The following is a 22193-nucleotide window of genomic DNA, read 5'->3' on the forward strand; positions in this document are numbered from 1 at the left end:
TCGACCAGAGTAAGCCGACCCACCGACAATTTCCGTCGGGCCTGGTCAGCGGGGCCGGAACACCGTGACGGAGGTGACTTCGCCGCCGGTCACGGCGCAGTGCAGGACGGCGCCGGGCACGGGCTCGTCCCCGAAGCACGAGACCAGCACCCGGTCGGGTCCGGTCGCCTGGACCTCGGTGCGCGGGAACTCCCCGAGCACTTCGGCGACCTCGGCCCGGGGTTCGGTCAGGTAGGCCAGCACGACCTCGCGCGGTGACGGCGGCGGCGGGATCGGGAGGCCGTGGCCTTCGAAGAGGCGGTTCAGCTGGTCGGCGGCGGAAACCGCACGCGGGAACCCGGCGAACGCCGCCGTCTGGACGACGACTTCGCAGACCTCGGCGGGCGACAGTCCCGAGGCGAGGCCGGTGCGGAGGTGGACGCTCAGCGGCGGCCCGACCATCCCCGCCGCGACGATCGCCGCCAGGGTGGCCGCCTCCCGCGTCCGGGGGTCCAGGGCCGGGCGTTCGTGCAGGTGGCCGTAGACAGTGCCGACCGCCAGCTCACCCAGCGCCGGGACGGTGGCGAACAACGCGTCGAGCCGCTTCGCACCGTCCTCGACCAGCTCGGCGAACGTCTCGCGGCCCCGGTCGTACAGGTCGTCCATCGTCATCGCGTTCCCCCTTCAGCAACTGCAGTCACAGCAGTCGCAGCAACCGCAATCGCAGTCACAGCCGCCGCAGTCGCAACCCCCGGTCGTGTGCGGTTTCCCGCTCCACGGTCCAGGGTAGGGATCGCGGCAGCAGAACTGGCAGGTGCAGCACATGTAGGGAGTGAGGGCGCAGCCGAGGAAGAAGTTCCGCTTCTTCGGCGGGACGGCGAACTTCGGGTACCAGAGCCCGCCACCCTTGCCGTCGAGCGGCTCAGGACCGCCGGAATCGCCCGGTCCGCCGGGGCCGCCCGGGCCGCCGGGGCCTCCAGGTCCGCCGGGACCTCCCGGCCCTCCTGGGCCACCCGGCCCGCCGGGACCCCGGCCGCCGGGCGCACCCGGCGGCGGAACGGGCCCCGGCGGCGGAAAGCCTTGCGGCCCACCTGCTCCCGGAGCGCCCGGGGGTTGGTGCGGGTACTGCTGAGGAGCGGGCCCCCGGCCGATCCACCCCGGCGGCGGCTGCTGCGGGTGCTGCGGAGGCGTGGGCCCTGGCCCGATCCACCCGGGCGGCGGCTGCTGCCCGGCGAGACCACCCGGCCCCTGTTCGCCGGCCGCGAACGCCGAGCCGCCGGCGGCCGAGCCGCCACCGGATGCCGGGCCGTGCTCGAAGCCCGATCCGGCGGCGGCCGAGCCGCCACCAGAGGTCAGGTCATGCCCGAAGCCCCAACTGCCATCCGCCGCCGAACCGCCGCCGGATGCCGGGCCGTGCAGGAAGCCCGGGCCAGTGGCCGCCGAGCCACCACCAGACGCCGGGCCGTGCCCGGAGTCCGGGCCGCTGGCCGCCCAGCCACCACCGGGAGCCAAGCCCGGGCCGCCGCCGGTCGGCGAACCAGCGCCGTGGACGTGCGCCGAACCGTGGCCGAAAGCCCGCCGTACCGCTTGGCGCAGCTCGTGGACCAGCAGTGCGTGGACCAGCCCCGGCTGTGCGAACTCCGCTTCCCGCAGCGCCAACTCCACCCCGAGCACCGCGTCGTCGCACAACCGGCGGGCCTCGGCCAAGGAAGTTCCCGTGGCCCGCAACGGGTTCCACGCACCCGCCGCCGCGTCCGCCGCGTGGTCCTCGACCGCGTCCAGCAGGTGCGCCACCCGGCCGAACAGCCGGCCCGCCTCCGCCAGCGGGGCCACGTTGCCGGGGCGCCCGGCCAGCTCCGCCGTCCGCGCGAAGGCCGCCGAGGTGGCCAGCTCCGCGGGCTCGGTCGCGACAAGCGCCGAGTCACCGAGGCGCACAGAATGCTCCAGCGAACCCTGCCGGGAGACCGCCTCCACCAGCACCGACGTGTCGAACCCGACCCGGCCGCCGGTGCTGCTGCCCTGCGAAGTCCATCGGGCCGCGACCCGCCGGGCGGCCATCGCCACCGGGCGCCTGCCGAACGCGCCGTCGCGGTCCTCGACGTGGTCGTCCACCTTCGCCGCGGCCAGCACCAGCGACACCGCCGCCGCGAGCTGGGCACCCTCGCCGCGCGCCACCGATGCCGTCCGCATCCCCCGCAAGGGGCATGGCCCGGCGGCCCGGCGACCGTCCGCGCGGGGCGTCTGCGCCTCGACCAGCGCCGAGATGATCAGCCCGTCGTAGTTCGTGACGACGCGGGCGAGCTGCCCGTGCTCGTCGCGCAAAGTGAGGCACAGCCCGCAAAGATGGGCGAGCCAGTCCGCGTGCAGGCTTTCGGACAGCCGGTGCCGGCACGGCCTGATGATCCCGAACATCCCCAGTCCCCTCGGCTCCCCCTGATCGTCGGCGCACTTTAGCCCGAACGTGTGGCCCGCGCGTCGCGTGTACGCGATTCGTGACCTGCCCGGCAGGATGACCGCATGGCTGACCTGCACCCGCCGAAGGTCGAGATCTTCGACCCCGCCGAGCGGGCGAACACCGACCCGAAGGGCATCCGCCGGGAGGTCGACGAATACCGCGAAGAGCCGTTCGGCCTCTACCTCGCGCGCCCCACCCCCGGCCGCGCCCAGTTCCACTACCTCGAGTCGTGGCTGGTGCCCGGGCTCGGCCTGCGGTTCACCGACTTCTGGTTCTCGCCGGGCCACGAACGCGACCAGGACTTCTACCTCGACGTCGTCCGCGTCCGCCGCGACGGCCCGCGCTGGGTCGCCACCGACCTCTACGTCGACCTGGTGCTCAAGGACAAGCTGTCGCTGCGGGTGATCGACACCGACGAGCTCCTCGAAGCCCACGCCGCCGGTCTCGTCACCGCGGAAGACGCGCAGTTCGCGCTCGAGACCACCTACGCCGCGGTGGAAGGGCTGGCCGCGCACGGCTACGACCTCGCCGCCTGGCTGTCCACGAAGGACATCGCGCTGACCTGGCGGCGCCACCCGTAGGACCCGCCGCATCCTCCGAACGGGGGATGCGCCGCGGACCGTTCTGATGACGCGCCGGAGCGGGCCACCGCGGGATTCTCGATCTGTCGGAAACGGATCGAGAAGGGGGACGGCGCCATGCCGGTCATCGAGGTCGAGCACCTCCACAAGCGGTACGGGGACAAGGTCGCGGTCGACGACGTGTCCTTCACCGTCGAGCGCGGCGAGATCTTCGGGATCCTCGGCCCCAACGGCGCGGGCAAGACCACGACCGTCGAGTGCCTGGAGGGCCTGCGGACGCCGGACGGCGGCCGGCTGGCGGTGCTCGGCCTCGACCCGCGCCGCGACCGGGCCGAGCTGCGCCAGCGCGTCGGCGTCCAGCTCCAGGAAGGCCGGCTGCAGGACAAGCTGCGGGTCGGCGAGCTGCTCGACCTCTACGCCGCCTTCTACCGCACGCCGGCGGACCCGGACACGTTGCTCGCCACGCTCGGGCTCACCGAACACCGCGACAAGGCGTACAAGAAGCTCTCCGGCGGCCAGCAGCAGCGGCTGTCCATCGCGCTCGCGCTGATCGGCAGCCCGGAGCTGGCGGTGCTCGACGAGCTGACCACCGGCCTCGACCCGCAGGCCCGCCGCGACACCTGGGACCTGATCGAGGCCGTACGCGCCCAGGGCGTGACGATCCTGCTGGTCACGCACTTCATGGCGGAAGCCGAACGCCTCTGCGACCGGATCGCGGTGATCGACGCCGGCCGCGTCGTCGCGATCGACTCACCGGCCGGGCTGGTCGCGCGGGTGGCCGAGGACCAGGTCGTGCGGTTCCGGCCGTCGGCCCCGCTCGACCCCGGCGTGTTCGAGGCGCTGCCGGAGGTCCGGAAGGCCGAGCGGCAGGGCGACCGTCTCGTGGTCAGCGGCGGCGGGAACGTGCTGCACGCGGTGACGTCGCTGCTCGCCCGGCTCGACGTGATCGCCGGGGACCTGCGCGTCGAGCAGGCCGGCCTCGACGACGCCTTCGTCGCGCTCACCGGCCGCCGGCCGGAGTGAAGGGGAAACCATGTCCGTCCTGACCAAGCTGACCACCGCCGAGGCCAAGGTGTTCCTGCGCGACCCGGGCGCCCCGGCCGTCGTCGTCGGCATCCCGCTCGCGTTGCTGCTGGTGTTCGGGCTCATGCCCGGCGCGAACCAACCGGACCCCAAGTACGGCGGCCACAGCGCACTGGCCACGGTGATCGCGCCGATGGCCGTCACCATCCTGCTGGCCATGCTCGCGCTCACGCTGTTCCCGAACGCGATGGCCACCTATCGCGAAAAGGGCCTGCTGAAACGGCTTTCCGCGAGCCCGGTGCCGCCGAGCCGGCTGCTCACCGCGCAGCTGCTGGTGAACCTGGCCGCGGCCGTCGTCGTGGTCCTGCTCATCGCGGGCGTCGGCGGGCTCGTGCTCGGCATCCCGTTGCCGGACAACCCGGGCGGCTTCCTGCTCTCGATCGTCCTCGGCGCGCTCGCGCTGTTCTCGGTCGGCCTGCTCGTGGCGGCCCTGGCGCCGACCGGTCGCGCGGCGAGCGGCATCGGCAGCGCGCTGTTCTTCCCGATGCTGGCGCTGGGCGGGGTCTGGGTGCCGAAGGAGCAGCTGCCGGTCTTCCTGCAGCACGTCGCCGACGTCCTGCCGCTCGGGGCGACGCTCAACGCGCTGCGCGCCACCTGGGCCGGCGACGCCCCGGAACTGCTGCAGCTCGGCGCGATGGCGGCCTTCGCCGTCGGCTGCACCACGATCGCGGTGAAGGTGTTCCGATGGGAGTGACGACCGCACCCGCGCCGGCCCGGGTCCGGCCGGTCGCCCCGGTCGCCGTCGCCGGAGTGGCGATCGTCGCGACGCTGATGGCGATCCCGTTGCTGCTGACGGCGAACCGGTACGGCTACTTCGGCGACGAGCTCTACTTCCTGGCCGCCGGACGGCACCTGGCCTGGGGGTACGTCGACCAGCCGCCGCTGCTTCCCTTGCTGGCCAGGGTCATGGACGGGCTCGGGCACTCGCCGTTCGTCCTGCGGATCCCCGCGATGCTGGCGATGCTCGGCGGCGTCGTGCTCACCGCGCTGATCGCCCGGGAGCTCGGCGGCGGCGCCAAGGCGCAGACCCTGGCCGCCGCGACCTTCGCCGTCTCGACGAACTTCTTGGCGGGCGGGCACTACCTGGCGACGTCCACAGTGGACCCGTTCCTGTGGACCCTGCTGCTGTGGCTGCTCGTCCGGTGGCTGCGCACCCGTGCCGACGGCCTGCTCGTCTGGGCCGGCGTCGTGACGGCGGTCGCGCTCTACACGAAGTTCCTCATCGGCGGGTTCTGGCTGGCCGCCGGGATCGCGCTCCTCGTCTGCGGTCCCCGCGAACTCCTGCGCCGGCCCGCGTTGTGGTGCGGTGCCGCGATCGCCGTGGTGGCGCTGGTGCCGACACTCGTCTGGCAGGCCGCGCAGGGCTGGCCGCAGCTGGGCATGGGCGCGGCGATCTCGCAGGAGGTCGGCGGGACCTGGGGTGGCCGGCTGACGTTCCTGCCGACGGCCCTGCTCACCGCCGGGCTCCCGGTCGGCGCCGTCCTGCTCTGTTACGGGCTGTGGCGGTTGCTGCGCAGCCGCGAGCTGCGCTTCCTCGGCTGGACGACCCTGCTGCTGACCGTCGTGTTCCTGGCGGTGAACGGCCGGTTCTACTACGTCGCCGGGATGTATCCGCTCTGCTGGGCGATGGCCGCCGTCGCGCTCGAACGCCGGGAGCCGGCGCGCTGGTGGCGGTGGATCGCGACCTGGCCCGGTTACGTGCTCGCGGTGGTGCTGGTGCTGCCCGTCGCGCTGCCGATCTGGCCGCGGGCGTGGCTGACCGAGCACCCGTCGGTGCCGTCGCCGGTGTTCGCCTTCGCCGAGATCGGCTGGCCGGAGGGCGCCCGGTCGGTCGCCGACGCGTTCGCCCGGCTGCCCGGCCGCGACCGCACGGCGGTGGTGACCGAGACGTACTGGGAAGCCAGTGCGCTCGACCGCTTCGGCCCTGACCTCGGCCTGCCCGAGCCGGCCAGCGGGAACCGGGGCTACGCGACACTCGCGGTGCCGTCCGAAGGCGCGACGGACGTGCTGTTCGTCGGCGCGAACCCCCAGCCGCTGCTCGGGCACTTCGCCGACATACGGCCGATCGGCACCGTGGCCACTGGGGCCGCGAAGCCGAGCTCCTTCGACGGCGTGCCGCTGTGGCTGGCGACCGGCCGGTCCGAGCCGTGGTCCGCGTTGTGGCCGAAGCTGGTGAACACCCACACGTGAGGGCACGTGCCCGGCGTCACCATCCGCACGGTGGCGCCGGGTGGGCCCCCGTAGGGTGCGGGAAGGACCGGCGCCGACCCAGGACAAAGGAGCACGATGGACGCCGTAGCCACGGCCCCCGGCCAGGTGAAAGCCGACCTCGCCCCGTTCGCCCGGCTGCCGGTCGCGCTGCTCGCCCTCGGCACGGCCGCCGCGCTGCTGCTGACCGCCGGCCGCTACGGCTACTTCGGCGACGAGCTGTACTTCCTCGCCGCCGGGAAGCACCTGGCGTGGGGCTACGCCGACCAGCCACCGCTCGTGCCGTTCCTGGCCTGGGCGATGAACACCCTCGCGCCCGGCTCGCTGGTCGTCTTCCGGCTGCCGGCGATCGCCGCCACCGCGGCCGGGGTGGTCGTCACCGCGCTGATCGCCCGGGAGCTGGGCGGGCGGCGCAAGGCGCAGGCGCGCGCCGCGGCGGCGTACGCGATCTGCGGGCAGTTCGTCGGCAGCGGCCACTACCTGGCGACGTCGACGATCGACCCGCTGCTGTGGACGCTCGTGCTGTGGCTGCTGGTCCGCTGGGTCCGCACCCGGAACGACTCGCTCCTGGTGTGGCTCGGCGTCGTGACGGCCGTGGCGCTCAACGACAAGCTGCTCATCGGCGCGTTCTGGGTGGTGGCCGGGCTCGCGGTGCTCGGGTTCGGGCCGCGGGAGCTGCTGCGCCGCCCGAAGCTGTGGCTGGGCGCGCTGATCGCCGCCGCGTCGCTGGTGCCCACGCTGCTGTGGCAGCGCGCGAACGGCTGGCCACAGCTCGGCATGGGCGACGCGGTCGGCGCCGAGGTCGACGCGGCGGGCGGCCGCGAGAGCTTCGTCCCGAACCTCCTGGCCGGCGCCGGCTGGGTGACCGGCGCGCTCGGCGTCCTCTACGGCGTGGCCGTGCTGCTCGGGAGCAAGCAGCTGCGGCCGTACCGGTTCCTGGGCTGGACGGCGCTGGGCGTCGTCGCGGTGTTCCTGATCGCCAACGGGCGCTACTACTACGCCGCCGGGATGTTCGGCGTGCTGTGGGCCGCGGCCGCGGTCCACCTGGAGGGACGCGAGCCCGCGCGGTGGTGGCGGTGGGCGCCGACCTGGCCGGTGTTCGTGCTGTCGGCCCTGTTCAGCCTGCCGTTCACGCTGCCGCTCTGGCCGGCGCACTGGCTGGCCGACCACCCGGACGCGCCCCGGCCCGCCTACGCGGCCGAAGAGATCGGCTGGCCGGACTTCGCCGACGACGTCGTGGCGCTGTACCGGACCGCGCCGCCGGGCACCGCCGTCGTCACCGGCGGCTACTGGCAGGCCGGCGCGCTCGGCCGCTACGGACCCGAACGCGGCCTGCCCGAGGCTTACAGCCCGAGCCGGGGCTTCTGGTACTTCGGCCGGCCCGCCGACGACGCCGACACCGTGCTCTTCGTCGGTTACGACCCGTCGAAGCTCGCGAAGTACTTCGGGAGCGCGCACATCGCCGGGCAGGTCGGCAACCGGCTCGGCGTCGCCAACGCGAGCGAGCACATGCCGGTCTGGCAGCTCACCGGCCGGACCGCGAGCTGGGCGACGATCTGGCCGCAGCTCAAGGACATGAGAGCGTGACCTTCCGGGTCGACTGGAGCCGCCCGATGTGGCCGCCGGAGTCGGCGAAGGCCGCCACCGGCTGGCAGCCCTTGCTGAGCCGGATCGAGCGGTACCTGGGCGGTGCGCTGCTCGCCACCGCGACCCTGGTCACCCTGGGCTTCGGCGGGCACGACGGCCGCTGGTGGGTGCTCACCGGCGTGCTGGTCGCCGCGGCCGCGCTCTGGCTGCTCGCCACGATCAACCTCCCGGGACCGCGGCTGCGCGAGCACCCCGCGTTCGCCCTGCTGAGCTTCGCCGGTGTCATCGGGCTGGGCAGCGCCCTCGAATCCCGGGACGTCACGTTCCTGATCTTCATGATCTTCGCGTTCTTCTCCGCCATGCGGCTGCGGCCGACGTGGCTCGCCTTCGCCGCGCTCGCGGTGACGTCGCTGCTGATCAACACCCTCGGCGACGGCGGGCCGGTGCGCGCGCTCCAGGAGAAGCCGGGGATCTGGATCACGATCGTCATCGTGCAGACCGCCGCGATCGGGGGCGGCGGCATGCTGTCGGCGGCCGTCGCCCGGCAGAACGACGAACGACGGCGCATGCTCGACGACCTCGCGGCGGCCCACGCGGAAAACGAAGGCCTGCAACGGCAACTGCTCAGCCAGGCCCGCGAAGCCGGGATCCTCGACGAGCGGCAGCGGCTCGCCCAGGAGATCCACGACACCCTGGCGCAGGGCTTCACCGGCATCATCACCCAGCTCGAAGCCGCCGCGCTGGCCGAGGACGAGCCCGCGGAACGGCAGCGGCACCTCGACTCCGCGACCGCGCTGGCGCGGGAGAACCTCACCGCCGCCCGGCGTTCGGTGCGCGCGCTGCACCCCGAGCCCCTGGACGCCGCGTCGCTGCCCGACGCGCTCGCCGGCGTCGCGGCGCGGTGGAGCGGGCGGACCGGCGTGCCCGCCGCGTTCACCGCCACCGGCGACCCGCGGCCGCTGCACCCCGAGATCGAGTCGACCATCCTGCGGGTCACCCAGGAAGCTCTGTCCAATGTGGACAAGCATGCCGCGGCGGGCCGCGTCGGCCTCACGCTGTCCTACATGGACGACGAAGTGACCCTGGACGTCCGCGACGACGGCGCCGGGTTCACCCCCGGGCCTGGGGCCGGCTTCGGGCTGCCCGGCATGCGGCGGCGCGTCGAGCGGCTCGCCGGTACGCTCCACGTCGAGTCCGAACCCGGTGGCGGCACCGCGATCTCGGCCGTCCTGCCCGCCGTCCCGTCCTTGCCGGAGGCCTCCCCATGACGATCACCGTGCTCATCGCCGACGACCACCCGATCGTCCGCGACGGGCTGCGCGGCATGTTCACCGGCCGCGGTTTCGAGGTCGTCGGCGAGGCGGCGAACGGTGCCGAGGCCGTCGCCGTGGCCGAGCGGCTGCGCCCCGACGTCGTGCTGATGGACCTGCGGATGCCGGGCACCGACGGCGTCGCGGCGATCACCGAGCTGGCCCGCCTGGGCAACCCGGCGCGGATCCTGGTGCTCACGACCTACGACACCGACTCCGACGTCCTGCCCGCCATCGAGGCCGGCGCGACGGGCTACCTGCTCAAGGACGCCCCGCGCGAGGACCTCTTCCGCGCGGTCGAAGCCGCCGCCCGCGGCGAGGCCGTGCTCTCCCCCGCGGTCGCCAGCCGGCTGATGGGCCGGATGCGCGAGCCGGTGCGGGAGGCGCTGTCCCAGCGCGAGCTCGAGGTGCTCACCCTGGTCGCGCGCGGCTCGACGAACAAGGAAGCGGCGAAGAAGCTCTTCATCAGCGAAGCGACGGTGAAGACGCACCTGATCCACGTCTACGCGAAGCTCGGCGTGAAGGACCGCGCGGCGGCCGTGGCGGTCGCGTTCGAACGCGGGCTGCTGGGCTCCTAGAGCGTCCAGCCGGTGGTCGCGGCCCACTTCTCCGCGCGGGCGAACACACCTTGGACGAACTCCTGCTTCTCTTCGGCGTAGGCCGCGACGTTGCCGTCGTCGGCGTGCTCGCCGGCCAGCCGCAGCTTCACGTCGCGGTAGTCGTCGCGCTCGTCCGGGTTCGCGCGCAGGTAGTCGCGGAACAGCAGCGCGAGCCGCCACGCGGGTGTCTCGACGGACCGGACGTGCAGGTTCACCGGGCGCTTCGGGTCGCCGCCGACGTGCAGGCGCTTGGGCCAGGTCCCGGTGCCGTCCACGGCGTCGTCGACCCAGTCACCCTCCAGGCGCGGGAACCCGGCGTCGGACAGCAGCTGCTCGAGCGTGTCCGCGTCGGCCAAGGTGGCCACCGTGAGCTGGAAGTCGAGGACGTCCTTGGCGGGCAGGCCGGGAACGGCGGTGGAGCCGATGTGGTCGGCACGGACGGCGAGGTCCCCGGCCGCGGCGCGGACCCGGGCGAGCACCCGCTCGGCCTGCGCCGGCCAGGTGAGGTCGTACTCGGCGATCTTCGGGGACACCGGCGGCCGCGGCCGGCGCAGCCGGACGTTCGCCTCGAACGGCACGAGCCGGTCGGCCCACAGCGCGTCGACGTCGGCGAGCACCGCGTCTTCGGCACCGCCGTTGTCCAGCCAGACGTCCGCGACGGCGCGGCGCTGCTCGTCGCTCGCCTGCGCGCGGATCCGGGCCCGCGCGTCGTCCTCGGCCATGCCCCGCGCCGTCACCAGCCGCCGGACCCGCACCTCGACCGGCGCGTCGACGACCACGACCAGGTGGTACGCGGTCGCGAGGCCGCCTTCGACCAGCAGCGGGATGTCGTGGACGACGACGGCGTCCGGCGCGGCGGCGGCCATCAGCTCCCCGGTGCGGGCGCCGACCAGCGGGTGCACGATCGCGTTCAGCCGGCGCCGCGACTCGTCGTCGGCGAACGCCTTCGCGGCGAGCGCGGGCCGGTCGAGCGACCCGTCGGCGGCCAGGATCTCCTCGCCGAACTCCTCGACGAGCCGGGCGAGCCCCTCGGTCCCGGGTTCGACCACCTCACGGGCGATCCGGTCGGAGTCGATCAGGACGGCACCGTGCTCCGCGAGGCGGTTCGCCACGGTCGACTTGCCGGCCCCGATTCCACCTGTCAGCCCCACGCGCAACATGCCGATCACCCTAGTCAGGCCGGGCGGGCAGTCGGGCGATGCGCCCATTCGTGTGACACGGTCGGCTGGCCCGTAACTCGGGTAATCGTTTTCCGATACGACGGGCAGCGGGTCGCCGGCCCGCCTGGTCACGGGGAGGGACCATGAGCATGGCGAAGATCAGCAGGGCGGCGGTCGTGCTGCTGGGCGTGGGCGGGCTGGCCGTGGCGGTACCCGAGGTCACGACGGCGAAGCCGCCCGAACCGACCGCACGCTGTCTGTCCGGTGTCTACCGGGTCCAGGTCCAGCCGTCCCGAACGCTGTACGCGGTGAAGAGCACGTGGATCCCGTTCGTCACGATGTGCGCGAAAGGCGAGGTCAGTACCGCGCCCGCGTGAGTGCATACGAACGGGTGACCCGCAAGGCGATAGTGACGCGTGACTCAACCGATATCCGGACACGCCGCGTTGCTTGCTCACCTTCACCGGCCCGGCTGCGTACCGTGCGCGCGACAGGGTCGCCCACACGGAGGAACGATGGCGGACAGCAAGCACGCCGGGAGGCACCGGCTCGGCACGCCGGGGCTGGTGCACTGCATGGTCCACCGCACCGTGGCGCACGCGCTGGCGGACTACCGCCGGACGTGGCTCAGCACCCTGCTGATCCCGGCCAGGCACAGCTTCGCCGGCCTCCGCCGCAAGGCCCGCGCGGCGGCCCTCGAGCGCATCTGGGTCCCGGCGGTGGGCACGGCGACGGTGCGGCCGCGAGCGGTGACCGCCCAAGCCGCCTGACGGCTCGGCCAGGGCAAGCCGGGCTGTTCGGCCAGGACGTGAGCCGAGGAGCAGCCCAGGCGAGCCGGGCTGTTCGTTGGCTGAGCCAAGCTCGCGTCACCCGGCGGCCGGTCTCGCAAAGGCCCAGTCGGCGGTTTCCCGGCCGAGCCAACCCGCGCCGCCCGGCAGATCCCTTCCCTCAGCGGCCGATCTCGCGCGTCTCGATCGCGATCTCCGAGGACAGCGTCCGGTGCACCGGGCACTTGTCGGCGATCAGCATCAACTTCGCGCGCTGGTCGTCGTCCAGGTCGCCCGCCAGCTCGATCTCGCGCGTGATCCGGCTCAGCATGCCGCGTTCGGTCTCGCACTTGGCGCAGTCCTCCGCGTGGATGCGGTCGTGGCGGAGCCGGATCGTCGCCCGGGTCAGCGGGATGCCCTTGCGGTTCGCGTACATCCGCAGCGTGATCGCCGTGCACGAACCCAGCGACGCGAGCAGCAGCTCGTACGGGTTCGGGCCGGCGTCGGCGCCCCCGACCTCGGCCGGTTCGTCGACGAGCAGCTCGTGGGTCGCCGTCGTGACCTGCTGCGTGTAGGTGCCGTCGCCGCTCGCGGTGACGACGACCGTGCCGGGCTCGGGGTGCTGCATCCGGTCAGTCCTCCCAGGGTGAGTTCAAGATCGTGGTGACGAAGTCCGTGCGCTCGAAGCCTGGCACGAATCGGGCCAGGACATCGGCTTTGACGTTCCCGAACGCCGTGTCGGGCCGGTCACGGATGCCGTCGGTGAAGGCCGCGAGGATGCGCCGCTTGAAGTCCGGCCGCGGGTGCGCCGCCACGACCGCGGCCCGTTCCGCGACGGGGAGGTCGTGGTAGCCGATGCCGAGGACGTCGTACTCGACACCGGCCGTCACCAGCGCGACCTCGGGTTCCATGTGCTCGGGGATGCCCGGGGTGGTGTGCAGCGCGATGGCCGTCCAGGCGACCCGGGCGCGCTCGGCGTCGACGCCGTGGCCGAGCAGGAAGCGCCGGGCCTCGTCCGCGCCGTCGAGCTCGAAGCGGCGGTCGGTGCGGTGGCCGGCGACGAGCCCGAGGTCGTGGAACAGCGCCGCGACGTAGAGCAGCTCGGCGTCGAAGCCGAGGCCGCGGCGCCGGCCCTGGAGCGCGCCGAACCGGTAGACGCGGGCGGAGTGGTCGTACAGGAGCGGGCCCGCGGTGTCGCGGACGTACTCGGTGGCTTCGCGGGCGAGTGCGGTGCCGGGGATTTCGATGGTCATGACGCCGACGATGCCCGCCCGCGCGATGCACGGACATGCGTCCACCGGACGGGAATCCCGCACATCCGGACATCAGGCGCATTCCCAAGACGCTCCGGATATCGTATCTTCTGCTGCGGGTGGGTCACCCGGACGTCGTTGTGCGCGAAGGGGGTGCGCCGTGGCCACCAGGCACCTGTCGATGCGCCCCGCCGAGCAGGGCAACCGCGAGCGCTTCCTGGACGCGGCACTGGCGGTGCTGTTCGACCGCGGCGTCACGGGGCTGACGGTGCGCGGCGTGGCCGAGGCGGCCGGCGCGTCGACGATCTCGGTGTACGCCCGCTTCGGCGGCCGCGCGGGCCTGCTCGACGCGCTGTACGAGCGCACGTTCGACTCGCTGCGGGAGCTGCTGGAGGGGCTGCCGCCGTCGGGCCCGGACGGGGTCGCGGACCTGCTGCACCTGGCGCTCGAGTACCGGCTGTTCGCCCGGGAGAGCCCGGTCCGCTACGCGCTGATGTTCGAGCGTCCGGTACCGCGGTTCGACCCGGACCCGGCGCTGCGGTCGGCGGTGGTGCGGACGACGTTCGCGCTGTTCATCGCCCGGGTCCAGCGGGTGTGCCCACCGGAGGCAGACGCCCGCGAGACGGCGTACCAGCTGTGGACGGCGATGCACGGCCTGGTCGGGGCGGAGCTGATGCTGGCTTCGCGCACGCCGCTGCCGGGCTGGTTCATCCCGCCGACGGAGGAGGCGAACGAGCGGATGTACCGCCGCGGAGTAACCGCAATGATGGCCGGCTTGGACCTGCGCAACCGCTGAGGCGGACGAAGGTTCGGCCGCTTGGCCACGCACCCGATGCGGCATCGGGTCGCTCGGGCGGCGCCTGCGACCGCAGCCGAATCCCGGCCGGAACCGCGGCCGCGCCGGATCTGGCCGAGCAGCGCCGCTGCGCAAGCCGGGCCGGGCCGCAAGCCAGACCGAGCCCGGCCGAAACCGCCGCCGCACCGGACCTGGCCGAGCAGCGCCGCCGTGCAAGCCGGGCCGGGCCGCAAGCCAGACCGAGCCCGGCCGAAACCGCCGCCGCACCGGACCTGGCCGAGCAGCGCCGCCGCGCAAGCCGGGCCGGCCCGGCCCGGCCGGGCCGGGCCGCAAGCCAATCCGAGGCCGGCCGAAACCGCCGCCGCACCGGACCTGGCCGAGCGGCAGCGCCGAACCGGACTCGGGCCGGGAATGCAGCGAACCCCCGGTCCACTCGGGACCGGGGGTTCGCTGTCAGCTCAGAGCGTTACTGCTCACGCACCGCCGGAGAGCTTCTCGCGGAGCGCCGCGAGCTGCTCGTCGGAGGCGAGGGTGCCGCCGCTGCTCTTCGTGTCGGCCGGGGCCGAACCCGAGGTGTAGCTTTCCGCACCGCTCTCGATGCCGGTCGCCGCGTCCGCCGCGGCTTCCGCGTCGGCCTCGACGGCCTTCTGGACCTGCTTCATGTGGGCCTCGTAACGAGTGTGCGCCTCGGCGTACTGGCGCTCCCACTCCTCACGCTGCTTGTCGAAGCCTTCCTGCCACTCCTGGGTGTCCGGGTCGAAGCCCTCGGGGTAAATGTAGTTCCCCTCGGTGTCGTACTCGGCGGCCATGCCGTACTGGGCCGGGTCGAACTCGGTGTCCGGCGTGACACCCTCGTTCGCCTGCTTCAGCGACAGCGAGATGCGACGGCGCTCGAGGTCGATGTCGATGACCTTGACCATGACGTCGCCGTTGACCTGGACGACCTGCTCCGGGATCTCCACGTGGCGCTCGGCCAGCTCCGAGATGTGGACCAGGCCCTCGATGCCCTCTTCGACGCGCACGAACGCACCGAACGGAACCAGCTTGGTGACCTTGCCCGGCACGATCTGGCCGATCGCGTGGGTGCGGGCGAACTGGCGCCACGGGTCTTCCTGGGTCGCCTTCAGCGACAGCGAGACGCGCTCGCGATCCATGTCGACGTCCAGGACCTCGACCGTGACCTCCTGGCCGACCTCGACGACCTCGGACGGGTGGTCGATGTGCTTCCAGGACAGCTCGGAAACGTGCACCAGGCCGTCGACGCCACCCAGGTCCACGAAGGCACCGAAGTTGACGATGGACGACACGACGCCCTTGCGGACCTGACCCTTGGCGAGCGCGTTGAGGAACTCGCTGCGCACCTCGGACTGGGTCTGCTCCAGGTAGGCGCGGCGGGACAGGACCACGTTGTTGCGGTTCTTGTCCAGCTCGATGATCTTCGCCTCGAGCTCGCGGCCGACGTACGGCTGCAGGTCGCGGACGCGGCGCATCTCGACCAGGGACGCGGGGAGGAAGCCGCGCAGGCCGATGTCCAGGATGAGGCCGCCCTTGACGACCTCGATGACGGTGCCCTTGACGGGCTCGTCCTTCTCCTTGAGCTCCTCGATCGTGCCCCAGGCGCGCTCGTACTGCGCGCGCTTCTTGGACAGGATCAGACGGCCTTCCTTGTCCTCCTTCTGGAGAACCAGGGCTTCGACCTCATCGCCGACGGTGACAACCTCAGCCGGGTCGACATCGTGCTTGATGGACAGCTCACGCGAGGGGATGACGCCCTCGGTCTTGTAGCCGATGTCGAGCAGGACCTCGTCGCGGTCGACCTTGACGATCGTGCCTTCGACGATGTCGCCGTCGTTGAAGTACTTGATCGTCTTGTCGATAGCCGCGAGGAAATCTTCCTCCGACCCGATGTCGTTGATGGCGACCTGCGGGGCCCCGGTGGGGGCGGTCGGGGCGGTGGCGGTGTCGGTGGTCATTAGGCGGGTTGCTCCGGTGGATGGGATCGAGGGTTGGCAGTTGTCGGCGCGATGGGCTCCTGCGACATGCGACGACCCTGCGAGCAAACGTCCACCAGTGAACGACCGCGGCATGACCCGCATAACGGTGCGCGACCCGAAGCCCGACCAGGAAAGCTGAGCGGAAGGCAGCGCGAACCCACTGCGCTAACACTTATCCTACGCGGCGGCCGCTAGGCGGCACAATCAGGGTCCCCCTCGGTCGCTAAGGTCCTCGCGGAAGCAAACCGCACGCACCAGGACGCAGGGACCGGAGACCACCATCATGCCACCGGAGGAGCCGCCCGCGCCGGGGCGCCACGACGCGGCCGAGCACCGGCTGGGCACCGCGGCCGTCGCCTACCGCGAGGTCGGGGGCCCCGAAGCCGCCGCCGCGAACCTCGCGTGGTGGGACGCCGACGCCGACGACTACCAGGCCGAACACGGCGGGTTCCTCGGCGACGCCGACTTCGTCTGGTGCCCGGAAGGCGTGCGGGAGGCCGACGCGCGGCTGCTCGGCGACGTCCGCGGCAAGCGCGTGCTGGAGGTCGGCTGCGGGCAGGCCGCGTGCTCGCGCTGGCTGGCGGCCCAGGGTGCCCGTGCCGTCGCGACCGACCTGTCCGCCGGCATGCTGCGCCACGCCCGCGAGGGCAACGAGCGCACCGGCGCCGACGTCCCGCTCGTGCAGGCGAACGCCGAGTACCTGCCGCTGGCGTCCGGCAGCTTCGACGCGGCCTGCTCGGCCTTCGGCGCGATCCCGTTCGTGGCCTCTGTGGACGCTGTCTTCGCCGAGGTGCACCGGGTGCTGCGGCCGGGTGCGCCGTGGGTGTTCTCGGTGACCCACCCGATGCGGTGGATCTTCCCGGACGACCCCGGCCCGCAGGGCCTCACCGTCACCCAGCCGTACTTCGACCGCACGCCGTACGTGGAGGTCGACGACGAGGGCACCGCGACCTACGTCGAGTACCACCACACCCTCGGCGACTACGTGCGCGCGCTGGCCGCGGCCGGGTTCACCCTCACCGACCTGGTCGAGCCCGAGTGGCCGGAAGGGCACACGCGGGTCTGGGGCCAGTGGAGCCCGCTGCGGGGCCGCCTCTTCCCGGGCACGGCGATCTTCCGCACGCGCCGCTCGTGAACCCCCTGGAAAAGGAGCAGAACGCGCGGTTCGCCGCGCTCGATCCGCTGCTGCCGCCGATCGCCGCCCCGCCGTCGGCGAGCGAGCCGCTGGTGGTCGCCGCCGGCGGGCGGCGGGCGGGCGGCCTGCTGACGCACGTCGTGCACGCGCCGGGGGCGTGGCCCGCGCTGTGGGGCCCGCTGGAGATCTGGGACCTGACCGCGGTGCCGGGCGACAGCGGCGCCGCGGGCCTGACCGCGCTGCTGGGGGCCTGGCGCGAGCGGCTGCGCGGGACGCGGCCCGATCCGGACTCGGGCTGCTCGCTGGCCTGGCCGAGCCGCGACGCCGAGACGTCGGCGGTCCTGCTGGCCCACGGCTTCGCGCCGATGACGTGCCTGGCGGTGCGGCCGCCCGAGCCGCCCACCGGCGAGGGGCCTTCGCGGGTGACCGTCCGCCTCGCCGGGGAGGGCGACGTCGAGGCCCTCACCGACCTGCGCGTGGCGGAATGGCGGTACACGTCGCTGGTCGGCACGGCGGTGCCGCGGGCCGGCGCGCGGAAGCTGCTGCGCGCGGAGGTCGTCCGCGCGCTGCGCTTCAGCGGCCGGGTCTGGCTCGCCGAAGACGACGGCGTCCCGGTGGGCCTCGCCGCGTGCGCGGTGGCCTCGCCCGCGCCGGGCGACGGCATCCACGGCCGGCTGCGGCCGGGCCGCTGGGGGTACGTCGACACGCTGTCGGTCGCGCCCGGTGCGCGGGGCGGCGGCGTGGGCCGCGCGCTGATGGCGGTGGCCCATCGCGAGCTGCTCCGGCAGGAGGTGCGCGGTACGTTCCTCTTCTACCACCCGGCGAACCCGCTCTCGCCGGTGTTCTGGCACCGGCAGGGTTACCGTCCACTGTGGACGATGTGGATCCGGCGCCCCGCCTGGTCCTGACCGAGACACCACCAGGGGGATCCATGGACATCGCCGAGCCGCTGCTCGCCGCCCACCGCGCGCGCTTCGCGGCGGTCGACGCGCTGCTGCCGCCCGCCGCGCCCCCGGCCGAGGGACGGCGGCTGGACGCCGCGACCGCGGACGGCACCCGGGTCGCCGGCGTGCTGCAGCGGCACCGCGCGGCCCCCGGCGACGTCACGACGCTGTGGGCGGCCGCCGACGTCTGGCAGCTCTTCCCGTACTTCGGCGCCACCGGCACCGAAGGCGTCGATCTCCTGCTTCGCGCGCTCAAGGGCGTGCTGGAGGGCGAGGAGATCGACGACGATTCGTCGTGCGTCGTCCTCTGGCCCAGCCGGGACGCCGAGGCGATCCGGGCTTTCCTCGACCACGGTCTCGTCCCGCTCTCCGCGGTCGGCGTGCGCACGGCACCCCCGGCCGAGCCGGACCCGGCGGTCGCCGTCCGCCGGGCCGGCCCCGACGACTTCGCCGCGGCGCTGGAGCTGGCCACCGCGACGTTCGACTACACCGGCCTCGTGGCCGCGGCGCGCCGGGAGAACACGGCCGAACTGCTCGCCCCCTCCCTGCGGGCCGCGCTGGCCGAGGACGAACCGGCGGTGTGGCTGGCCGAGGAAGCCGGCGAGGTCCGCGCGCTCGCGCACTGCGCGTGGCTCGACGCGACGCCGGGGAGCGCGGCAGCCGAGCTGCTGCCGCCGGGACGCTGGGGGTACGTGAACAACGTGGTGACGGCGCCCGGCGAGCGCGGCGGCGGGTTCGGCCGGGCGCTGATGGCCCACGTGCACCGGGAGCTGCACCGGGGCGGCGCCACCCGCACCTACCTCTACTACAACCCGACCAACCCGCTGGCCTCGGTGTTCTGGCACCGGCAGGGCTACCGTCCACTGTGGACCAGCTGGGAAGTGCGCCCGGCGTCGGCGCTGCGCTGAGCGGACCCTCCCCCGACCGGGTTCGCCGGGCGGCGCCGCGAGCCGTGGGATGCGAAAGTCACCCACGGGTGTGACGTGCGTCCGGTGATCTTGCCGCCCCCTTCCGCGAGGACTAGCTTTTGCACTGACCGGTCAGTTCAAAAGTTCCCGACGCTGGAGTAACCGTGCAGGTCCGCGCCGATCGGGTGTCCCTCGAAGGACACCACGGCCCTTTGTTACCGCCCACCTCGCTGACCGTCGGCGAGGGCGACCTGGCGATCGTGCACGGCGAACCCGGCGTCGGCGTCACCGCGTTCGGCCTGGCACTGGCCGGCCGGCTGAAGCCGACCACCGGCACGGTGCACGCCGAAGGCACCGACGCCGGGCTGCCCGAGCTCGTCGCGATCGTCGACGCCCCCGGCGTCAGCGAACCCGACGACGCCCTGCCCCTGCGCGTGGTCGTCGGCGAGGAGCTCGCGCTCGCCCACCGCCCGGCGGGCAAGGAGGACGTCGCCCGCTGGCTCGCCGGGCACGACGCCGCGCCGTTCGCGGGCACGCGGTTCGAGAACCTCGCCCCGGCGCTGCGCACGCGCCTGCTGACCGAGCTGGCCGCCGAGCGCGAGGGCGTGCGGCTGCTCGTCCTCGACACCCCCGACCGGCACACCAGCGACGTCGACAGCTGGGCCGGGCTGGCGCGCGAGCAGGCCGAGCGCGGCCTGGCCGTCGTGGTGCTGGCCGCGACGACGCCGTTGTCCGCGCTGCCCTTCACACCCGCGCGCCTCGGCGCGGCCGAACAGCCCGAGCCGCAGCACCACTCCCCCGAACCCGCCCCCACCGAAGAGCTCCCCGAGAGCACTGACGGAGTTTCCGAATGAACGCCTTCCGGATCGCCCGCAACGAACTGCGGCGGCTGTCCACCGGCACGATGCCGAAGCTCGCGCTGGTCGCGCTCGTGCTGGTGCCGCTGCTCTACGCGTCCTTCTACCTCTACGCGAACTACGACCCGTACGGCAGGCTCGACAAGCTGCCCGCCGCCGTCTTCACCAGCGACACCGGCGCGCAGGACGCGAGCGGCCAGCAGCGCAACGTCGGCCGCGAGGTCACCGACGAGTTGGTCAAGTCCGGCACCTTCCAGTGGCACGAGGTGTCCGAGCAGGAGGCCCGCGACGGCGTCCGCGACGACAGGTACTCCTTCGCGATCGGCATCCCCAGCGGGTTCTCCGCCGCCCTGCTGGGCGTCGGCACGTTCCAGCCGCAGCAGGCGACGATCACGCTGACCACCAACGACGCCAACAACTACCTGTCCGGCACCATCGCCAAGCAGGTGGCCGAGCAGGTGCGCAAGACGATCGCGGAGAAGGTCGGCAGCGAGGCCGCGGACCGGTTCCTGGTCGGCTTTTCCACGATCTACGCCAAGATCCAGGAGGCCTCGACCGGGGCGTCCCAGCTCGCCGACGGCGCCACCCAGCTGAAGTCCGGGCAGCAGCAGCTGGCCGACGGCGCCGCCAAGCTCGCGGACGGCTCGTCGACGCTGGCGACCGGCCTCGGCACGCTCAAGAGCAGCACCGCGGACCTGCCGTCGCAGACGCAGAAGCTGGCCGACGGCGCTTCGCAGGTGGCGGCCGGGGACCAGAAGGTCGCCGACGCGGCGTCGCTCGCGGCCACGGCGTCGTCCGGCATCCAGGGCAAGCTCGACTCCTACCGCACCCAGCTGCAGACCGATCTCCGCAACGCCGGGGTGCCGGAGGACCAGATCACGGCGATCGTGGCGCGCGCGGACCAGCTGCGCGCCCCGGTCGACCAGGCGAACAGCAAGATCCAGCAGGCCAACGGCGACCTCGCGAAGCTGGCCGACGGCGCCCGGCAGGTCTCCGACGGCGCGGCCAAGCTCGCCGCCGCGTCGCCGCAGCTGGCGAACGGCATCGCGCAGGCGTCCGACGGCGCGAACCAGCTGAAGGACGGCGCTGCGCAGCTCAACGACGGTGAGAAGACCGCCGTCAACGGCACGAACCAGCTGGCCGACGGCGCGGTGAAGCTGCGCGACGGGCTTGCGGCCGGGCTCAAGGAGATCCCGAACCCGGACGACCCGACCCGCTCGGCGACGGCCAACACCATCGCCGACCCGGTGGCGGTGAACGCCAACGGCGAGGCGTCGGCGGGGACGTACGGCGCCGGGCTCGCGCCGTTCTTCATCTCGCTGGCGACGTGGATCGGCGCGTTCGTGCTGTTCCTGATCCTGCGGCCGCTCTCGACGCGGGCGCTGACCGCGGGCGCGGCGCCATTCCGGGTCGCGGTCGGCGGCTGGCTGTCGTCGGCGTTGCTCGGCATGGCCCAGGTGATCGTGCTGTTCGGCGCGGTGACGTGGCTGGTCGGCATCCACATCGCGCACCCGCTGGGGGCGATCGGGTTCGCCCTGCTCGTGTCGCTGACGTTCACGTCGGTGGTGCACGCGCTCAACGCGTTCTTCGGCGCGGTCGGCAAGTTCCTCGGGCTGGTGCTGCTGGTGCTGCAGCTGGTCAGCGCGGGCGGGACGTTCCCGTGGCAGACCATCCCGGACGCGCTGTACCCGCTGCACGTGGTGCTGCCGATGGGGTACGCGATCGACGGCTTCCGGCACCTGTTCTACAGTGGCGCCACCGTGCAGATCCTGGGAGACATCGGCGTGCTGCTGGCCTACTTGGCAGGTGGAGTCCTGGTGTCCACGCTGGCCGCGCGCAAACGTCGCGTTTGGACGGTGTCGGCGCTCAAGCCCGAGCTGAGCCTGTGAGCGGCGCGACGAAGCAGAAGCTCTTCGAGGCCACCCTGCGGCTCTCGAAGAGCCGGGGCCTGGTCGGGCTGACGGTCGACGACATCGCGGCCGAAGCCGGCGTCGCGAAGGGCACGGTCTACTACAACTTCGGCTCGAAGGACGGCCTGGTCGATGGCCTTCTGCGGTACGGAGTGGACATGCTGGCCGGGCGGCTGCGCGCCGCGGTCTCGGACGCGGATCCGCTCGACGTGATCGAGTCGCAGGTCGACGTGACCTTGGAGTTCATCGCCCAGTACCCGGGGTTCTCGCAGATCCTGGTGAGCGAGCTGTGGCGGACGCCGGGCCAGTGGCACGACACGCTTTCGTTGCTGCGCGAGGAGATCATCTCGATCGTGAAGCAGCAGTTGTCCCGCTTGGACGACGCCGGCCGGCTGCCGGAGGGAGTCCAGATCCCGACGGCGGCGGCCGGGCTGTTCGGCACGATGCTGGTGGTGGCATTGGACTGGCAGGTGTTCGGGCCGCAGCGCACGCGGGGTGAGGTGCGGGAAGCGGTGATGGTCCTGATCCGCGGCTTGGGGCGTCGCTAGGCGGGTTCGCGGGGGCGGTTGCTCACCTGGGTCCGCCGCGCCGGAAGTGGTGGCGGCTCTCCCGGGCCCAAGGCGGCCACTGCACGCCCGAGTCCGCCGGGGCCGAAGGTGGCGGCGGC

21 protein-coding genes and 1 pseudogene are annotated in these 22193 nt (G+C 73.2%); 16 read left to right on the top strand and 6 right to left on the bottom strand.

Annotation, left to right across the window (positions count from 1 at the left end; translation table 11 throughout):
- Positions 1-45 precede the first annotated feature (45 nt).
- Together QSK39_RS23785 and QSK39_RS53305 are read right to left on the bottom strand one after the other, a co-directional pair.
- The gene (locus QSK39_RS23785) at positions 46-651 is read right to left on the bottom strand and encodes a carboxymuconolactone decarboxylase family protein (protein ID WP_285480029.1); all 606 of its coding nucleotides are present in this window, start codon (positions 649-651) and stop codon (positions 46-48) included.
- Positions 652-1371: 720 nt separating this feature from the next.
- Positions 1372-2391, bottom strand: a pseudogene (locus QSK39_RS53305) (DUF5685 family protein); the annotation flags it as partial.
- A gap of 105 nt (positions 2392-2496) precedes the next feature.
- On the opposite strand from QSK39_RS53305, the gene QSK39_RS23795 reads away from it, so the two are divergent.
- The 7 genes from QSK39_RS23795 (at position 2497) to QSK39_RS23825 (ending at position 9781) form a co-directional block, all read left to right on the top strand.
- A complete protein-coding gene (locus QSK39_RS23795) occupies positions 2497-3015 on the top strand; it encodes a ribonuclease FAU-1 family protein (protein WP_285480031.1) in 519 nt (172 codons plus the stop codon).
- 117 nt (positions 3016-3132) lie between these two features.
- Positions 3133-4038, top strand: a complete 906-nt coding sequence (locus QSK39_RS23800) for an ABC transporter ATP-binding protein (RefSeq protein WP_285480032.1) — start codon at positions 3133-3135, stop codon at positions 4036-4038.
- Positions 4039-4048: 10 nt separating this feature from the next.
- Entirely contained in the window at positions 4049-4792 is a 744-nt protein-coding gene (locus QSK39_RS23805; protein ID WP_285480033.1) for an ABC transporter permease, read from the top strand.
- The gene (locus tag QSK39_RS23810) at positions 4783-6288 is read left to right on the top strand and encodes an ArnT family glycosyltransferase (RefSeq protein WP_285480034.1); all 1506 of its coding nucleotides are present in this window, start codon (positions 4783-4785) and stop codon (positions 6286-6288) included. The genes QSK39_RS23805 and QSK39_RS23810 overlap by 10 nt, the downstream gene beginning before the upstream one ends.
- Before the next feature lie 96 nt (positions 6289-6384).
- On the top strand, positions 6385-7893 hold the full coding sequence (locus QSK39_RS23815) for a glycosyltransferase family 39 protein (protein WP_285480035.1): 1509 nt from the start codon (positions 6385-6387) through the stop codon (positions 7891-7893).
- Positions 7890-9161 carry a sensor histidine kinase gene (locus tag QSK39_RS23820; protein WP_285480036.1) on the top strand — a complete coding sequence of 424 codons (1272 nt, stop codon included), beginning with the start codon at positions 7890-7892 and terminating at the stop codon, positions 9159-9161. The genes QSK39_RS23815 and QSK39_RS23820 overlap by 4 nt, the downstream gene beginning before the upstream one ends.
- On the top strand, positions 9158-9781 hold the full coding sequence (locus QSK39_RS23825; RefSeq protein WP_285480037.1) for a response regulator: 624 nt from the start codon (positions 9158-9160) through the stop codon (positions 9779-9781). Before QSK39_RS23820 ends, QSK39_RS23825 begins: the two co-directional genes overlap by 4 nt.
- On the opposite strand, the gene coaE is transcribed toward QSK39_RS23825, so the two are convergent.
- Positions 9778-10962 carry a dephospho-CoA kinase gene (gene coaE, locus QSK39_RS23830; protein WP_285480038.1) on the bottom strand — a complete coding sequence of 395 codons (1185 nt, stop codon included), beginning with the start codon at positions 10960-10962 and terminating at the stop codon, positions 9778-9780. The two genes, QSK39_RS23825 and coaE, sit on opposite strands and share 4 nt — an antisense overlap.
- Before the next feature lie 143 nt (positions 10963-11105).
- Between coaE and QSK39_RS23835 the strand changes: the two genes are divergently transcribed.
- The gene (locus QSK39_RS23835; RefSeq protein WP_285480039.1) at positions 11106-11339 is read left to right on the top strand and encodes a hypothetical protein; all 234 of its coding nucleotides are present in this window, start codon (positions 11106-11108) and stop codon (positions 11337-11339) included.
- Between the two features lie 138 nt (positions 11340-11477).
- Positions 11478-11732, top strand: a complete 255-nt coding sequence (locus tag QSK39_RS23840; protein WP_285480040.1) for a hypothetical protein — start codon at positions 11478-11480, stop codon at positions 11730-11732.
- Between the two features lie 178 nt (positions 11733-11910).
- On the opposite strand, the gene QSK39_RS23845 is transcribed toward QSK39_RS23840, so the two are convergent.
- Together QSK39_RS23845 and QSK39_RS23850 are read right to left on the bottom strand one after the other, a co-directional pair.
- The gene (locus QSK39_RS23845; protein ID WP_285480041.1) at positions 11911-12357 is read right to left on the bottom strand and encodes an OsmC family protein; all 447 of its coding nucleotides are present in this window, start codon (positions 12355-12357) and stop codon (positions 11911-11913) included.
- A 4-nt stretch (positions 12358-12361) separates the two neighbouring features.
- A complete protein-coding gene (locus tag QSK39_RS23850) occupies positions 12362-12982 on the bottom strand; it encodes an HD domain-containing protein (protein WP_285480042.1) in 621 nt (206 codons plus the stop codon).
- A gap of 181 nt (positions 12983-13163) precedes the next feature.
- Between QSK39_RS23850 and QSK39_RS23855 the strand changes: the two genes are divergently transcribed.
- On the top strand, positions 13164-13778 hold the full coding sequence (locus QSK39_RS23855; protein WP_285480894.1) for a TetR/AcrR family transcriptional regulator: 615 nt from the start codon (positions 13164-13166) through the stop codon (positions 13776-13778).
- A 473-nt stretch (positions 13779-14251) separates the two neighbouring features.
- Here the strand turns inward: QSK39_RS23855 and rpsA are convergent, their stop codons facing one another.
- Positions 14252-15751, bottom strand: coding sequence for a 30S ribosomal protein S1 (rpsA, locus tag QSK39_RS23860; protein WP_285480043.1), 1500 nt, complete (start codon positions 15749-15751; stop codon positions 14252-14254).
- A gap of 304 nt (positions 15752-16055) precedes the next feature.
- Here rpsA and QSK39_RS23865 point away from each other — a divergent pair, with 304 nt between their 5' ends.
- From QSK39_RS23865 to QSK39_RS23890, 6 genes are all read left to right on the top strand, one after another.
- Positions 16056-16907, top strand: a complete 852-nt coding sequence (locus QSK39_RS23865; protein ID WP_285480044.1) for a class I SAM-dependent methyltransferase — start codon at positions 16056-16058, stop codon at positions 16905-16907.
- Entirely contained in the window at positions 16904-17815 is a 912-nt protein-coding gene (locus QSK39_RS23870; protein ID WP_285480045.1) for a GNAT family N-acetyltransferase, read from the top strand. Before QSK39_RS23865 ends, QSK39_RS23870 begins: the two co-directional genes overlap by 4 nt.
- 23 nt (positions 17816-17838) lie before the next feature.
- Positions 17839-18759, top strand: a complete 921-nt coding sequence (locus QSK39_RS23875; protein ID WP_285480046.1) for a GNAT family N-acetyltransferase — start codon at positions 17839-17841, stop codon at positions 18757-18759.
- Positions 18760-18923: 164 nt separating this feature from the next.
- Entirely contained in the window at positions 18924-19613 is a 690-nt protein-coding gene (locus QSK39_RS23880; protein ID WP_285480047.1) for an ABC transporter ATP-binding protein, read from the top strand.
- Positions 19610-21505 carry a YhgE/Pip family protein gene (locus QSK39_RS23885; RefSeq protein ID WP_285480048.1) on the top strand — a complete coding sequence of 632 codons (1896 nt, stop codon included), beginning with the start codon at positions 19610-19612 and terminating at the stop codon, positions 21503-21505. The genes QSK39_RS23880 and QSK39_RS23885 overlap by 4 nt, the downstream gene beginning before the upstream one ends.
- Positions 21502-22074, top strand: coding sequence for a TetR/AcrR family transcriptional regulator (locus QSK39_RS23890; RefSeq protein WP_285480049.1), 573 nt, complete (start codon positions 21502-21504; stop codon positions 22072-22074). The genes QSK39_RS23885 and QSK39_RS23890 overlap by 4 nt, the downstream gene beginning before the upstream one ends.
- The last annotated feature ends 119 nt before the right edge of the window (positions 22075-22193 follow it).

It is taken from the genome of Amycolatopsis sp. NBRC 101858, from assembly GCF_030269325.1.
GTDB lineage: Bacteria > Actinomycetota > Actinomycetes > Mycobacteriales > Pseudonocardiaceae > Amycolatopsis > Amycolatopsis ponsaeliensis.

Excerpts from the sequence above, each read along its gene's own strand:
- QSK39_RS23785 (WP_285480029.1), bottom strand. The coding sequence starts at position 651 with ATGACGATGGACGACCTGTACGACCGGGGCCGCGAGACGTTCGCCGAG.
- QSK39_RS23795 (WP_285480031.1), top strand. The coding sequence starts at position 2,497 with ATGGCTGACCTGCACCCGCCGAAGGTCGAGATCTTCGACCCCGCCGAG.
- QSK39_RS23800 (WP_285480032.1), top strand. The coding sequence starts at position 3,133 with ATGCCGGTCATCGAGGTCGAGCACCTCCACAAGCGGTACGGGGACAAG.
- QSK39_RS23805 (WP_285480033.1), top strand. The coding sequence starts at position 4,049 with ATGTCCGTCCTGACCAAGCTGACCACCGCCGAGGCCAAGGTGTTCCTG.
- QSK39_RS23810 (WP_285480034.1), top strand. The coding sequence starts at position 4,783 with ATGGGAGTGACGACCGCACCCGCGCCGGCCCGGGTCCGGCCGGTCGCC.
- QSK39_RS23815 (WP_285480035.1), top strand. The coding sequence starts at position 6,385 with ATGGACGCCGTAGCCACGGCCCCCGGCCAGGTGAAAGCCGACCTCGCC.
- QSK39_RS23825 (WP_285480037.1), top strand. The coding sequence starts at position 9,158 with ATGACGATCACCGTGCTCATCGCCGACGACCACCCGATCGTCCGCGAC.
- coaE (WP_285480038.1), bottom strand. The coding sequence starts at position 10,962 with ATGTTGCGCGTGGGGCTGACAGGTGGAATCGGGGCCGGCAAGTCGACC.
- QSK39_RS23835 (WP_285480039.1), top strand. The coding sequence starts at position 11,106 with ATGAGCATGGCGAAGATCAGCAGGGCGGCGGTCGTGCTGCTGGGCGTG.
- QSK39_RS23840 (WP_285480040.1), top strand. The coding sequence starts at position 11,478 with ATGGCGGACAGCAAGCACGCCGGGAGGCACCGGCTCGGCACGCCGGGG.
- QSK39_RS23845 (WP_285480041.1), bottom strand. The coding sequence starts at position 12,357 with ATGCAGCACCCCGAGCCCGGCACGGTCGTCGTCACCGCGAGCGGCGAC.
- QSK39_RS23850 (WP_285480042.1), bottom strand. The coding sequence starts at position 12,982 with ATGACCATCGAAATCCCCGGCACCGCACTCGCCCGCGAAGCCACCGAG.
- QSK39_RS23855 (WP_285480894.1), top strand. The coding sequence starts at position 13,164 with ATGCGCCCCGCCGAGCAGGGCAACCGCGAGCGCTTCCTGGACGCGGCA.
- rpsA (WP_285480043.1), bottom strand. The coding sequence starts at position 15,751 with ATGACCACCGACACCGCCACCGCCCCGACCGCCCCCACCGGGGCCCCG.
- QSK39_RS23865 (WP_285480044.1), top strand. The coding sequence starts at position 16,056 with ATGCCACCGGAGGAGCCGCCCGCGCCGGGGCGCCACGACGCGGCCGAG.
- QSK39_RS23875 (WP_285480046.1), top strand. The coding sequence starts at position 17,839 with ATGGACATCGCCGAGCCGCTGCTCGCCGCCCACCGCGCGCGCTTCGCG.
- QSK39_RS23885 (WP_285480048.1), top strand. The coding sequence starts at position 19,610 with ATGAACGCCTTCCGGATCGCCCGCAACGAACTGCGGCGGCTGTCCACC.